General features: G+C 35.7%; 9 protein-coding genes. 3 read left to right on the forward strand and 6 right to left on the reverse strand.

Going from position 1 to position 14,080, the window contains the following annotated elements:
* Positions 1 to 64 precede the first annotated feature (64 nt).
* From IL45_RS02810 to IL45_RS02820, 3 genes are read left to right on the forward strand one after another with little or no spacing between them, the layout of a single operon-like run.
* Positions 65 to 4,396 (forward strand): CusA/CzcA family heavy metal efflux RND transporter, encoded by a 4,332-nt coding sequence (locus IL45_RS02810; RefSeq protein WP_036580093.1) that lies wholly within the window; start codon positions 65 to 67, stop codon positions 4,394 to 4,396.
* A 10-nt stretch (positions 4,397 to 4,406) separates the two neighbouring features.
* Positions 4,407 to 5,570, forward strand: coding sequence for an efflux RND transporter periplasmic adaptor subunit (locus tag IL45_RS02815; RefSeq protein WP_036580096.1), 1,164 nt, complete (start codon positions 4,407 to 4,409; stop codon positions 5,568 to 5,570).
* 5 nt (positions 5,571 to 5,575) lie between these two features.
* Positions 5,576 to 6,265: a VIT1/CCC1 transporter family protein gene (locus tag IL45_RS02820; RefSeq protein ID WP_036580098.1), complete on the forward strand. Its 690-nt coding sequence runs from the start codon at positions 5,576 to 5,578 to the stop codon at positions 6,263 to 6,265.
* A 31-nt stretch (positions 6,266 to 6,296) separates the two neighbouring features.
* Here the strand turns inward: IL45_RS02820 and IL45_RS02825 are convergent, their stop codons facing one another.
* The 6 genes from IL45_RS02825 to IL45_RS02845 all read right to left on the reverse strand — a co-directional run bounded on the left by IL45_RS02825 (position 6,297) and on the right by IL45_RS02845 (position 14,010).
* Positions 6,297 to 6,509, reverse strand: a complete 213-nt coding sequence (locus IL45_RS02825) for a YgaP family membrane protein (RefSeq protein ID WP_036580099.1) — start codon at positions 6,507 to 6,509, stop codon at positions 6,297 to 6,299.
* A 12-nt stretch (positions 6,510 to 6,521) separates the two neighbouring features.
* The gene (locus IL45_RS02830) at positions 6,522 to 9,716 is read right to left on the reverse strand and encodes an efflux RND transporter permease subunit (RefSeq protein WP_036580101.1); all 3,195 of its coding nucleotides are present in this window, start codon (positions 9,714 to 9,716) and stop codon (positions 6,522 to 6,524) included.
* A gap of 121 nt (positions 9,717 to 9,837) precedes the next feature.
* Positions 9,838 to 10,914: an efflux RND transporter periplasmic adaptor subunit gene (locus IL45_RS02835; protein WP_036580103.1), complete on the reverse strand. Its 1,077-nt coding sequence runs from the start codon at positions 10,912 to 10,914 to the stop codon at positions 9,838 to 9,840.
* 51 nt (positions 10,915 to 10,965) lie between these two features.
* The gene (locus IL45_RS02840; protein ID WP_036580105.1) at positions 10,966 to 12,276 is read right to left on the reverse strand and encodes a TolC family protein; all 1,311 of its coding nucleotides are present in this window, start codon (positions 12,274 to 12,276) and stop codon (positions 10,966 to 10,968) included.
* A gap of 126 nt (positions 12,277 to 12,402) precedes the next feature.
* Positions 12,403 to 12,540 carry a hypothetical protein gene (locus IL45_RS15235; protein WP_170061696.1) on the reverse strand — a complete coding sequence of 46 codons (138 nt, stop codon included), beginning with the start codon at positions 12,538 to 12,540 and terminating at the stop codon, positions 12,403 to 12,405.
* A 12-nt stretch (positions 12,541 to 12,552) separates the two neighbouring features.
* On the reverse strand, positions 12,553 to 14,010 hold the full coding sequence (locus tag IL45_RS02845) for an NAD(P)/FAD-dependent oxidoreductase (RefSeq protein WP_036580108.1): 1,458 nt from the start codon (positions 14,008 to 14,010) through the stop codon (positions 12,553 to 12,555).
* Positions 14,011 to 14,080 lie beyond the last annotated feature (70 nt).

Here is a 14,080-nt window from a genome sequence, read left to right on the forward strand (position 1 = left end):
ATTCCATTTCATTCTCTTGCACAATTGTGTTATAGAGGATAATAACATTTATTATTTATGAAAAATGCTATCAAATATTATCAATTTCAGCATCAAGAATAAACTCATTATTCTTCTATTTACTGTATTCATTATTGGATTCGGTTTATATTCTCTTACTCAAATTCCCATAGGTGCCGTACCAGATGTTACTAATAATCAAGTACAGGTAATTACCACATCTCGTAATCTATCGACACGAGATATGGAGCAATTCATTACATATCCTGTAGAATTAGAAATGGCAAATTTACCTGGTGTGCAGGAAATTCGCTCGGTTTCAAAATTTGGATTATCCGTGGTTACTATTGTCTTTGATGATGATATGGGAACCTATCTTCCCAGACAGCTTATTGCCGAGAAGATAAAATCTGCAACAGAGAAAATTCCAGAAGGTTTTGGAACACCTGAAATGGGACCTATAACCACAGGACTAGGTGAGATATATCAATATATACTTGATGTAGAGCCAGGTTATAAAGATCAGTATACTGCACAAGACCTGCGTACCATACAGGATTGGATAGTAAAAAGGCAATTATCTGGTATACCTGGCGTGATAGAGGTCAATACATGGGGTGGATTTTTAAAGCAATATGAAGTTGCTATTAATACAGAAAAATTAAACGCGATGGATATCACATCGCAAGAAGTATTTATAGCCCTAGAAATGAACAATAGTATTTCTGGTGGTAGTTACATAGAAAAAGTAAATCAGGCTTATTTTATAAGAGGAGAAGGATTAATATCCTCCATCGATGATATTAATAATATAGTCGTTAAGAATAGTGATAATTTCCCCATTTACATAAAAGATGTAGCGACTGTAGATTATGGAAGCGCACCACGTTTTGGAGCCATTACAGGTAATGGTGAAGGCGAGAAAGTGCTAGGACAGGTCATGATGCTTAAGGATGCAAACTCTAAAAAAGTCATCGATGCTGTTAAAGAACGAGTAGAATTAATATCTAAGTCATTGCCTGAAGGTGTTTATATAAACGCTTTCCTCGATCGCAGTGAATTAATCGCTAAGACTACATTTACCGTTTCAGAGAATTTAATATTAGGATGTTTAATCGTCATTTTTATTGTTGTTTTATTACTAGGTAGCTGGCGATCAGGCCTTGTAGTAGCATCGGTGATACCGTTGTGTTTATTATTTGCATTATCTCTTATGTACGTTTTTGGGGTAGACGCAAACCTTATGAGTTTAGGAGCGATAGACTTTGGTATTATCATCGATGGAGCAGTGATTATTGTAGAATTTATTGCTTTTGAGATCACCAGAAAGAAAGATGAGATTCTCGCTTTCGCGAAAGCGGATCAACAACAAATTAAAGATAAAATTACTATTCATGGTGCATCAAAAATGATGAACTCTGCAGTGTTTGGGCAGCTCATTATATTGATTGTTTTCATACCTATCCTTTCCTTATCTGGTGTAGAAGGCAAGATGTTTAAACCGATGGCACTCACATTTAGTTTTGCATTGATAGGCGCGATGATTTTGTGTTTTACATATGTGCCAGTAGTAGCTTCCATCTTTCTTAAGCCATCCACAATATCAGATAAAAATATATCTGTGCGATTAATGAAGTGGTTGCATAAAATTTATGAACCTGTTATTGAATGGGCATTAGTAAGTAAACGCATCGTCCTATCTATCGCAGTTCTTTTACTATCCTTATCTATTTATTTATATGCCACGATGGGCGGTGAATTTGTACCTACACTAGATGAAGGTGATTTTGTTATACAACCAGTACTTAAAACTGGTACTTCATTAAGTAATACGGTGGCGATTACAACACAAATAGAATCTATATTACTAGATGAATTTCCTGAGGTGAAACAAGTGGTAACTCGTATAGGTGCTGCAGAGGTTCCTACAGACCCTATGTCTATGGAAGAAAGCGATGTTATTATAGTTTTAAAACCAAAAAGTGAATGGAAATCTGCATCTACAAAAGATGAATTAGCAGACAAATTCAAAGAAGCGCTAGCCATTATTCCAGGAATGGAAGTAGAATTTACACAACCTATTGAGATGCGTTTTAATGAGTTAATTACAGGTGTAAGAGCAGATATTGCCATTAAAATATTTGGCGACGACCTAGATGTGTTAACTAAAAAAGGTAATGAAATAGGAACCTTAATAGAAAACGTTCTTGGGGCTGCAGACGTGTCTGTAGAGAAGATAGCTGGATTGCCTGAAATGAATGTAAAATTCAACAGATTAAAAATAGCTCGATATGGTCTTAACATTCAAGAAGTAAATGACATGATTGCTATGGGATTTGCCGGTCGCCAGGCTGGTAGCGTTTTTGAAGGTGAGAAACGATTTGATTTAGTCCTCAGGCTAGATAAAAAAAATAGACGGGATATTGAAGATTTAAAAAATCTTTACATCGATGTGCCTAATGGCGGCAAGATTCCTTTAAGTGAACTTGCAGAGATAACCTATCAAAAAGGAGCTGCAAAAATTTCTAGAGATGATACTAGACGTAGAATTGTAGTAGGTGTCAATGTACGTAACCGTGATTTACAGTCTGTGGTAGATGATGTTCAAAAATTAATTGATGATAATGTAGAATTACCAGTAGGTTATAACATCACATATGGTGGTCAGTTTGAAAATTTACAGAGCGCAAAGTCCAGACTACTGGTAGCAGTACCTATTGCCTTAATTTTAATATTTATACTTCTTTATTTTGCATTTAAATCGGTTAAAGAGGCGTTGATTATTTACTCGGCTATACCACTGGCTGCGGTAGGTGGTGTTTTACTATTGTGGATAAGAGATTTGCCTTTTAGTATATCTGCAGGAGTAGGTTTTATAGCATTGTTTGGTATTGCAGTGTTAAATGGTATCGTTTTAATAGAACATTTTAAAGAGTTGAAAAAAGAAGGTCGGTTTAACAATATTAATGATCTTATAAAACAGGGAACTAGAGATAGGTTACGTGCAGTATTGTTAACCGCTATGGCTGCTGCATTAGGTTTTTTACCTATGGCAATATCGACCAATGCTGGTGCTGAGGTACAACGACCACTTGCAACCGTTGTTGTAGGTGGTTTGATAACTGCAACTTTACTTACCCTAATAGTACTACCAGTGTTATATGCTTATTTTAATAAGCCTAAAGTTAAGTCAGCTACAAGCCATAATGGAATAGTAACGACTAGCTTAATGATTTTTTCAATCGCGGCAATAGGTCAGGCACAACAACAGCCTATAGATTTAGAAACCTTGATTCCTATGGCGTTAGAGAATAATGCCAGTATCAAAGCACAAGAATTACAAGTGGATCATTCTAATGAGCTAGTTAATAGTGCATTTAGTTTTGATAAAACCCAGTTGTATTATGAGTTTGATCAAAACAACCTCGCGATTAATAATAAGCCGTTGAGAGTTTTGGGTATTCAACAAGATTTTAAGTTTCCGACGGTTTATTTTACTCAAAAGAAAGTGAATGAAGCAAATGTAGCATTGGTAACCAGTGCAAGAGATATCAATAAAAAGAATATTGAAAGAAAAGTAACCATTGCTTATTATCAGTATCAAATCGCTAGAAAAAAAGAGGTGGCACTTAAAACTCTCGATAGTTTATATACTAACTTTTCAAGTATGGCGACCAGACGCTTTGAACTAGGTGAGACTAATTATTTAGAAAAAATAACAGCTGCCTCAAAACAGAAACAGATCAATACTAAATATCTAGAGTCAAGGCTAGATGTTGTGTTAAGTTATAACGAGTTAAAGAAGCTAGTGCAGTCATCTGATACTCTTATATTGGTTGCAGAAAAAGATCTAAAAATCCCTCTAGAAAGGATCGATGTTGAGTCTAGTGTAGAATTGGATTATTATCGCAACCGAATTTCTTTATTAGATGCACAAAGGCAATTAGAGAAAAAACAATTACTACCAGATATCAGTCTTCATTATTTTCAAGGAACTAATTCTGAACTGAATAGTAGTTTATATGGTTATCAGGTAGGTTTAAAAATTCCTCTTCTATTTGGAGGACAGTCCTCACGAATTAAAGCATCAGGTATAGCGCAGCAAATTGCATCTCAAGAGTATAATGAATATAATATTCAATTAAAGGCTCGATATGAAGCTCTTATGGTAAGAAGAAATCAATTAAATAATGCGCTATTATATTATGAGCAAGAAGGCACCGCGCTGTCTGATGAAATCCTCAAAACCGCGCAAGGAAGCTTTAAGAATGGTGAGATTGATTTTTATCAATTTATACAAAGCCTAGAAGGAGCCTATGAGATCAAACTAGATTATCTAGAGCAGTTAAATCAATACAATAATGTAGTAATAGAAATCAATTACTTAACCTTATAAAATTAAAGACATGCAACGCATTATAAATAAATACACTTTTTTAATTCTATTACTGGTTCTAGCCAGTTGTGGTGAAAAAGAATCTACAAGTTTAGATAGTCAAACGTCAGACACTCATCGCAATGATGATAGGATATTTGTATCTACAGCACAGTTTGAAAATAGTAATATGACACTGGGAAAACTGATCCAGCAACCTTTTCCTATAACTGTAAAAACAACCGGAATGATAGATGTGCCACCAGAAAATAGAGCGGTCGTAAATGCAACTATGGGCGGTTATATTAAATCAACTCCGTTATTAATAGGTGATAAGGTGCGTAAAGGACAGGTTTTAGTGTCAATTGAGAATCCAGATTTTGTTAAGATCCAGCAAGAGTATCTGGAAGTTAAGGAACAAATGACTTATTTGAGAGTGGAGTATGAGAGACACCAAACTATGATGGATGAAAACATTACCTCTCAAAAAAGTTTCTTAAAAGCAGAAAGTTCTTATAAAACTATAAACGCTAGATACACTGGATTGCGCAAGCAATTACAAATGTTAAATATATCTCCTTCTAATGTAGAAGCAGGCACGATTGTATCTGTAGTTAATATTTATGCACCTATCTCTGGAAGTATTACTAAAGTTAATGTAACTAGAGGTACCTATGTATCACCTGCAACAGCAATTCTAGAAATAATCGATAATGATCACTTACATCTAGAATTATCGGTTTTTGAAAAAGATATTCTGAAACTTCAAAAAGGACAAAAGATTAATTTTAAAATCCCAGAGTCATCAAATGAAACTTTCCTTGCCGACGTTCATCTTATCGGTACCACGATTGAAGATAATAGAACTATAAAGGTTCATGGACACATAAATAGTGAAAAGGAAATACATTTTCTAACAGGTATGTTTGTTGAGGCAGGAATTGTGATTGATTCCGCTTCCGCGAAAGCGTTACCAGAAACAGCTGTTGCAAATATGGACAATGAAAATTATGTGTTGATACTAGATGAAACTACTAATGCAGGCTATTATTTTACACAAGTTGAAGTTGAAATAGGTCAACAATTAAATCAGTATATTGAAATAGTAACCGATTCTAAAATCAACGATGAAATTACTTTTTTAATTAAAGGTGCTTTTAATCTAGTCGGAGAATCTGGTAGTCACGATCATTAAAAATTATGCATACTAAAGAAAAACATTATATCAATCGTAGTGCGTGGTTGAGAGCTGCTGTATTAGGAGCAAATGATGGGATTTTATCTACGGCTAGTATCATCATAGGTGTTGCCGCAGCGAGCACAACGAGAGAACCAGTTTTACTTGCTGGTGTCGCTGGGTTAGTGGCAGGAGCTTTATCTATGGCTGCTGGTGAATATGTTTCTGTTAGCTCTCAAACAGATATAGAGCAAGCTGATCTAAAACGCGAGAAACAAGAGCTGATAGATATGCCAGAGCAAGAGTTAGTAGAGCTTGCTAAAATCTATGAAGAAAGAGGTTTAAATCCAGCTACAGCAATAGAAGTCGCAAAGCAGTTAACAGCACATGATGCCCTAGGAACTCATGCAAGAGATGAACTAGGAATATCAGAACAGACCGAAGCTAAACCTTTACAGGCAGCTTTGTCCTCAGGTATTGCTTTTACAGTCGGTGGTTTCTTGCCAGTGGTTGTTGCTTATATGTCACCTCTTGATCTGATGGAATATGTTCAGTATGTATTTGCTATAGTGTTTTTAATCTTGTTAGGTGTTGTTGCTGCGCGTGCAGGTGGTTCTAGTGTTTTGAAAGCTATTTTTAGAGTGACTTTATGGGGTACACTGGCCATGGGAATTACAGCATTAATAGGGAATTTATTTGAAGTGAATCTATAAAAATCTATTATCGCATATTCTTTAAATCCTGTTATGGATTAACAGCACAACCTTTTGCTTCTTTCTTAACACCTAATTTTACCAGAATAGTTTCTAGTAAACACCACTTTGTAAATGCAGACTGTATAAGATTAACACCTATAAATACCGTAAACCACATCCAGTTTGGGTTTACATAAACGGTTAACACCACGCTTAAAAGTACCATTGTACCTACGATTACTCTAAAATATGTATTTAACATTGCTTGATTTTATTATTTATAATTTTTCTTTTCTATCATATAATAAACTAATGGTACTACCAGTAAGGTCAATACAGTAGACACAATAGTTCCACCCATTAATGATATTGCCAACCCTTGAAAAATAGGGTCAAATAGTATGACAAATGCGCCTATAACAACTGTACCTGCAGTAAGCAAGATAGGAGTGGTACGTACCGCACCAGCTTCAATAGCAGCCTGTTTAAGAGGCACACCTTCGGCAGTTCTTAAATTGATGAAGTCTATTAATAGTACAGAGTTCCTAACCATAATACCGGCTAGGGCTATCATTCCTATAAAAGATGTTGCAGTAAAGAAAGCACCCATAATCCAGTGACCTAAAATAATACCGATTAGGGATAACGGTATGGCCACCATCATAACGATAGGTGCTTTAAAATTTTGAAACCATCCTACAATCAATATGTAGATTAAGATGATGGCTCCTAGAAATGCAATTCCCAGATCTCTAAATACTTCTAATGTTATTTGCCATTCGCCATCCCATTTTACCGTATAATCATCTTCAAAATCTGGTTGGCCTAAATAAATTTCGCTAATACTGTAGCCTTCAGGCATAGGAATTGATTTTAATTTTTCTTCCATGCCCAGAATAGCATATGCAGGACTTTCTAGTTCTCCTGCCATATCTGCCATGACGTAAACGACTCTTTTTTGATTTTTACGATAAATACTTTTTGCACTTATAGACTCACTGATCTCTACTAAGTCTGCAATAGGTACCATGGTTCCCTGATTAGAAGCAACTTTAAGTTGTGAAATGTCTTGAATCGTTGACTTCTCTTTTTCATCTAGCGCTAGTACGATACCTATTTGCTGTACAGCATCTTCATCATATAGATTTGTTACTGGTCTATCAGATAGTGCTAGGTGCATGGTGTAGGCTATTTGTTGCGGTGCCACGCCATATAACATTGCCTTTTCTTTGTTGATAGTAAATTGATATTCAGTTTGGTCGTTTTCTACCATCCAGTCTATATCAACTACATCATCCGTGTTCTTTAAAATATTTTGAACCTCATTTGCTACAATAATCTGTTGTTCATAATCAGGACCATAAATTTCTGCAACAATTGTAGATAGCACTGGTGGTCCTGGCGGTACTTCTACCAGTTTTACATTGGCATTATACTTCGCAGCGATTTTTTGAATATCAGGACGCAATAAGCTAGCGATATCATGACTTTGTGCACTACGTTTTTCTTTATCAATTAGATTAACTTGTATATCAGCCATATTACTACCGCCACGCAAATCATAATGACGCACTAGTCCGTTAAAAGTGATAGGTGCAGATGTCCCGATGTAATTTTGATAATTGACTACTTCTGGTCTAGTAGATAAATACTGAGATATTTCTTGAGCGACCACACCAGTGCGTTCTAGTGTTGTACCTTCAGGCATATCTATGACCACTTGAAACTCGTTTTTATTGTCAAATGGCAACATTTTTACCGCAACAGAATTTGTGAAAAACAATCCCATGGTAACTAGTAAAATCAAAAAAGTACCACCTAGAAATAACCATCGGTTGAAACGATTTTCCATTAAAGGACGCTCAAATTTATTATACAGTCTATAAATAAGAGTTTCTTCAAGTGGTTTTTCTGTTTTTTCAACTCTACCTTTTTTGTCTTTTTCTCTTAAGAATATATAACCTAAGTATGGAGTGATGGTTAAGGCTACAAATAAAGATAAAATCATGGCAATGGAAGCTCCTATAGGCATAGGTGCCATATATGGTCCCATTAATCCAGATACAAAAGCCATAGGTAATACAGATGCGATTACCGTAAAAGTTGCTAGGATAGTAGGGTTCCCTACTTCGTTTATAGCATATAAGGCAGCATCTTTAAAAGGCAATCGCTTCATTTTAAAGTGGCGGTGCATATTCTCTGCTATAATGATGGAATCATCAACTACAATACCGGTTACAAACACTAATGCAAATAAGGTGATCCTGTTTAAGGTGTAGTCCAGCATGTAATAACTCAATAAAGTTAATGCAAACGTGATCGGTACAGAAAGAAATACAACGAGTCCTCCACGCCAGCCCATCGCTAGCATTACAACAAAGGTTACAGCAATAATAGAACCTATAAGGTGCAATAATAATTCTGACACTTTATGAGATGCCGTCTCGCCATAATTACGTGTAATTTCTACTTGCACATCATCTGGTATTAAGGTCTTGCGCAGGTGTTCAACTTTGGCAATAATGACATCTGCAATTTTCATAGCATCTGCACCTTTACGTTTTGCAACAGATATAGTTACCGCTGGATATTCAGATAAGAAATCGGTTTTTTTATCACTTCCTAGACCAAAGCCTAAACTCACATAACTTTGAGGCACCTCTGGTCCATCAATTATTTGAGCGACTTGTTTTAAATAGATAGGTTGGTTTTGTTGCACACCAACTACAAGATTTTCAACATCAGTAGTACTGGCTAGGAAATCACCAGTGTTAACGATAAACTCGGTGTCGTTTTTATCAAATTTTCCAGCATTAAGTTGGGCGTTATTAGCCTTAATCATTTGAGAGACTTGCATAAAGTCTAGACCACTAGAGGCTAGTTTATCCTTATCTAAAACAACTCTTAGTTGACGTTCTCTACCACCTATTTTATGTGTGATAGCGACATCGTTTATTTTCTTTATTTCGGCCTCTAATTCATGAGCCATTTGTCCTAGTTGATAATCACTATAATTCTCACTCCATAAAGTAAGGCCTAGCATCGGGACATCATCTATGGCACGTGTTTTTACCAGTGGCATGGTCACGCCTTCAGGCATTTGATCCATGTGTTTATTGATCTCGTTGTATAATTTCACAAAACTGCGTTCAATATCCTCGCCCACATAAAACTGCACAATCACCATTCCTTGTTCCTTCATAGAAGTAGAGTAGACGTACTCGACACCTTTGATGTTAGAAATAAGTTGCTCCAGTGGTTTAATAACACGAGATTCCACCTCAGTAGGGCTAGCACCTGGATAACCTACAAAGATATCTGCCATAGGCACATCGATCTGTGGTTCTTCCTCACGTGGTATTAAAAATGAGCTGTATACTCCTACGACCATAAAGACGATCATTAAGAGTACAGTCAGCTTTGAATTCATAAAGACTTTGGCAACTTTACCAGCTAATCCTTCTTTCATTAGATATATTTTTTGGGCGTTTTAACAGGCTATCCGTTACAATCTTTTTGAAGGCAGTTTTCGCGAAAGCGAAAAAAACCACAAAAAGGATTTTCACTACTATCCTTAACGCAATATTGAATTATTGTATAGTCACTTTTGCACCGTTAAATAGCTTACCATTTGATGAGGTAATGTATTTTTCATCGGCATTAAGTCCTGATAATATTTCTACTTGATCACCTAGAGTTCTTCCTAATCGCAACCAGCGTAGCATGGCTGTATTATTCTCACTGATGGTATACACACCAGTAAGTTGACCTTTTGTAATAAGTGCCGTGGCAGGTATTAAAACATTATGATTTGCAGCTTTTCTTTCAACAGGGAAAGCAATAGTGGCAAACATGCCTGATAGAACCGGTACATCTGTTTTATCTAACGTTATCTTTACTAGATACTGACCACCAGTTTGTTGTGCAGATGTACTTACTTCTTTTACCTTACCAGTTAATGTTTGTTGAATGGAAGATATCGTTACCTGTACTTCTGTTTCTTTTTTAATTTGAGAGATTTCAGTTTCAGGTACCATAGCCATTACCTCAAAATCGCCAGGAGCCTCTATAGAAAGTAACGGTTGTCCAGGATTTGCCATGTCACCTTTTTTAATGTTTTTGCTAGTAATAACACCATTAAAAGGCGCGGTTATATTAGAATATGCAAACTGAGCATTGATTTCGTTTTTCATTTGCTGTGCACCTTCCAGACGAGCCTTGGCCATATTAAAATTTGCCGTGATGTCATCTAGTTCTTTTTGTGACGCACTATTATCTGCAAAGAGATTTTTAAATCTGTTGTAATCTTTTTGAGCATTATTAAATGCTGCAGTAGCTTCGGTTATACTAGCGTTTACTTGTCCTTTTTTTGCTTGTAAATCTGCATTATTAATGGACACTAACAACTGACCTTTTTTTACTGGATCACCTACGTTAACTAGAACATTATTTACAAATCCCATCATGCGTGTACTTAATTGTGCGCTATTTGCGGCTTGAACTTTGCCGCTTACCGCAAGAAAAGGACTGCTATTATTGTCAATTACTGCCTGTACCGTTACAGGAATTGCAGGAGAATTGTCCACCACTGGTTGAGACTCTTTTTCACCACAGCTCATTATTAGTAAGGTAAAGACTGCGGTTATTAGGATATATGATTTTTTCATTCTTTATATTTTATAAATAAAAAGCTTAGGCTCTTTTATTAGATGGATTTGTTATTCTGACTTGGTTAAAAAATTGATATACGCCTGTGCATAGTTGAATTCAAAAACCGTTTGATAATATTCTAATTGTTTTTGAGCAAATTGCGTTTCGGCATTTAATAGGTCTGATGTTTTTTCAAGACCTTCTTTAAATCTATTGGTACGTATGCGTAATGATTCTTTAGACTGATCTAGTGCTAGTTGTGCTAGTTTTAATCTGTTTTCTGCATCATTAAGCATGCGTTGTGCTTTATTAATTTCTAATTTTGATTTAGAAACATATTGCTCGTATTGTAATTTTGATCTCTCTAATGTTGCTTTACTTTTCTTAGCCTGACCGATACGTTGTGATCCTTTAAAAAGATCCCAGCTTAATTGTGCACCTACCACATATCCATTTGCACTTGCTTGAAATAGATTTTCATCATACAATTCATAGGATCCAAATGCATTAAGTCTAGGTAGAAAAGCCATCTTGTCTGCCTTGCTTGCAGCTTCATATGCAGTAGTAGCAAGTTGCATGGCTTTAATATCTGATCTGTTTTCAGAAAAGTTATTATCCTTAATAGTGATGCTTTTAATCGTTAAGCTATCACTAGGCTGGTATATGGTATAACCATCGTCATCCATTAAATAAGAAAGATAATCTGATGCATTTTGCACGTTACTACGCGCAGTTTGTAGTTGGTTTTGAACTTCAGTAAGTCTTACCTCTACATTAAGAACATCTGCACGTTGCAGGTATCCTTGCTTTAATCTGTTTTGGGCTAGTTTTAAATTTTCTTGAGCGGCTTCTTGAACTTTTTCTAGCACCGCAATTCCTTTGTAAGCTAGTTGTAATTGCATGTAAGCGTTTTCTACTTCAAAGGATAGATATTCTTCTGTGCGCTGTTTTTTAAGTAATACAGCTTCCATTGACGCTCTTGCTGCTTTACGTTGATACAAACCATCTATATTGATTAAGGGTTGTTGCACTTCTAAAATGGTTGCAAAGTTTTGAACCTGATCTGGATTATTAAGAAGATCTGGATTGAAGTCGTTTGAAGTTAAGATTCCTTGATTTAATTTAGAACCAAAAGCCATCAATGGATTAGTGGTGATAATACCAGTATGACTTGCGGTTATATTAGGCAAGAAAACAGCTTTAGTCTGATCAAAATCTGCTTTTGCTTCTAGAAATTCTTGCTCAGATATTTTTATAGAATAGTTGTTTTTAACCACTTTTTCAGCAACTTCTTCTTTTGAAATTAGAGTAGTTTGCTGTGCTGTCGCTTGCGTTAATATCGCAATGCTAAAGGTTATAAATAATAAGATTTTCTTCATTACAAGAGATTAGTAAAGCAAATTTAACTCGCTATTTTTCTTGCTAGAGTAACCTATGTTACTCAACCTTATTTAAATTAAAAAGCCACCTATTAATAGATGGCTTTCAATAAATTGTGATGATCGTTATTTTACCTCACGTGTTCCTCCATGTCCACCTGCTACTACAATCATAATTTTAATACTGAGATAGATAAATTTAAAAAATTGAATGATGGGATTCATCATCTTAAATCTTTGGGATTTTGATATTCTTTCTGTCATGAGTTCTATTTTTTATTCTGGAATTAACCACCAGAAAGGTTTCATTTTTGCTTTGTAAATAAATGCATAATGTAATGCTAGTTTGAGCCAGTGACCAGCAAGTCCTATTTCTCCAAAGGTTTTGCCTAGTTGGCGACCTTGTGATTTAGGATATTTATGATAATCAGGTATAATAGGATAGGTAGTAATACTTACACCACTACCTTGCGTGAGACCATATCCAGCAGATGCTATACAGGCTGCACCCATATTTCCTAAACTACCTTTATGCTCTAATGATTCTTTGCCTTTTTTTATGGAATCTATAATGTTATCTGCTACCAGTTTTGCGGTGATACCAGATGGCATACCAGTACGTGGTGGTGCTGGTGATATGTCTGTGCCGTTTTTGCTTTTACGCGGTTTTGAGATGGCATGTGGTGGAGCAAAAGCAATACCAGGTGCAAAAATATTTTTATAAGAAGGATTTTGATAAGTCTCTGGCCAGTCCTGTACAGACCATTCTTCATATGGTTTTGATGTATAGTCTGCATCAACAATCATAAAGCCTTTAAAAAGCTTATTTGTGATGTCCTGATTATCTTTATCAAATGCCTTAAAACCATGGCCTGAAAAGGCTGGGATAAGCATCGCAAAATCATAAGATTCGGTTTTATGTTCACCATCTAGATTCTCATAATGCGCAAGTCCATCTTCAATTTTATCAACTCCAGCACCTAGAATCCATTTAATATCACGGTCTTCAAAAATCATTTCTACCATCTCGCTAGACTTCATGGTCATACCTTTATAGGATAGTAACATACCATCCATACCAAAATCACCTAGTTGATATTCGTTTGAAATCCAGGTAACTTCTGCCATGTCACGCACTTTATGCTTGCGCAATTCTTGTTCTACATTTAATATATACTCAAAGGCAGCGCCTTGACAAGTGGCTTTAGCATGTCCAGTACCTATAAGGATCTTTGCTTTTTTGCCCTTTTTCATTTCTTGAATCAGCTCATTTAATCCATGCCACGCATGATCTGCATGACCATATGTGCAAACAGAATAAGTTTTATTTAATCCAGGAATTAATCCATCTGTAGCTTCAAAATTAAGTTTAGGACCTGTAGCGTTTATCAAATAATCATATGTCACCTTTTCTTGAGTTCCTTTTTTTTCTCCTACTACATATTCAGATAGGACATAAGGTTTAGATTCTTTAGGATCTCCTTCCGGATGAAAGGAGACTGCTTTGGCTTGTAAAAAAGTGATGTTTTTTTTGCGGTATAACGGTGCAAGCGGAAATAAGATTTCTTTAGATTTCATTCTTCCTATTCCTACCCATATATTAGATGGTATCCATTGATAATTACTATTAGGAGAGACCACAATTACTTTGTGTTCTTTAGACAGTTTTCTACGTAAATGCGATGCCGCAACGTGTCCAGAAATTCCTGCTCCTAGTATGACTATTTTTGACATTTTTTAAGGCTTTGTATCAAAGGTAATCGCCTTGTAATGTGAATACTGTAACCTGTGTTACGCAACTGAT

The sequence above is a fragment of the Nonlabens ulvanivorans genome, from assembly GCF_000732625.1.
In the GTDB taxonomy this organism is placed as follows: Bacteria; Bacteroidota; Bacteroidia; order Flavobacteriales; family Flavobacteriaceae; genus Nonlabens; species Nonlabens ulvanivorans.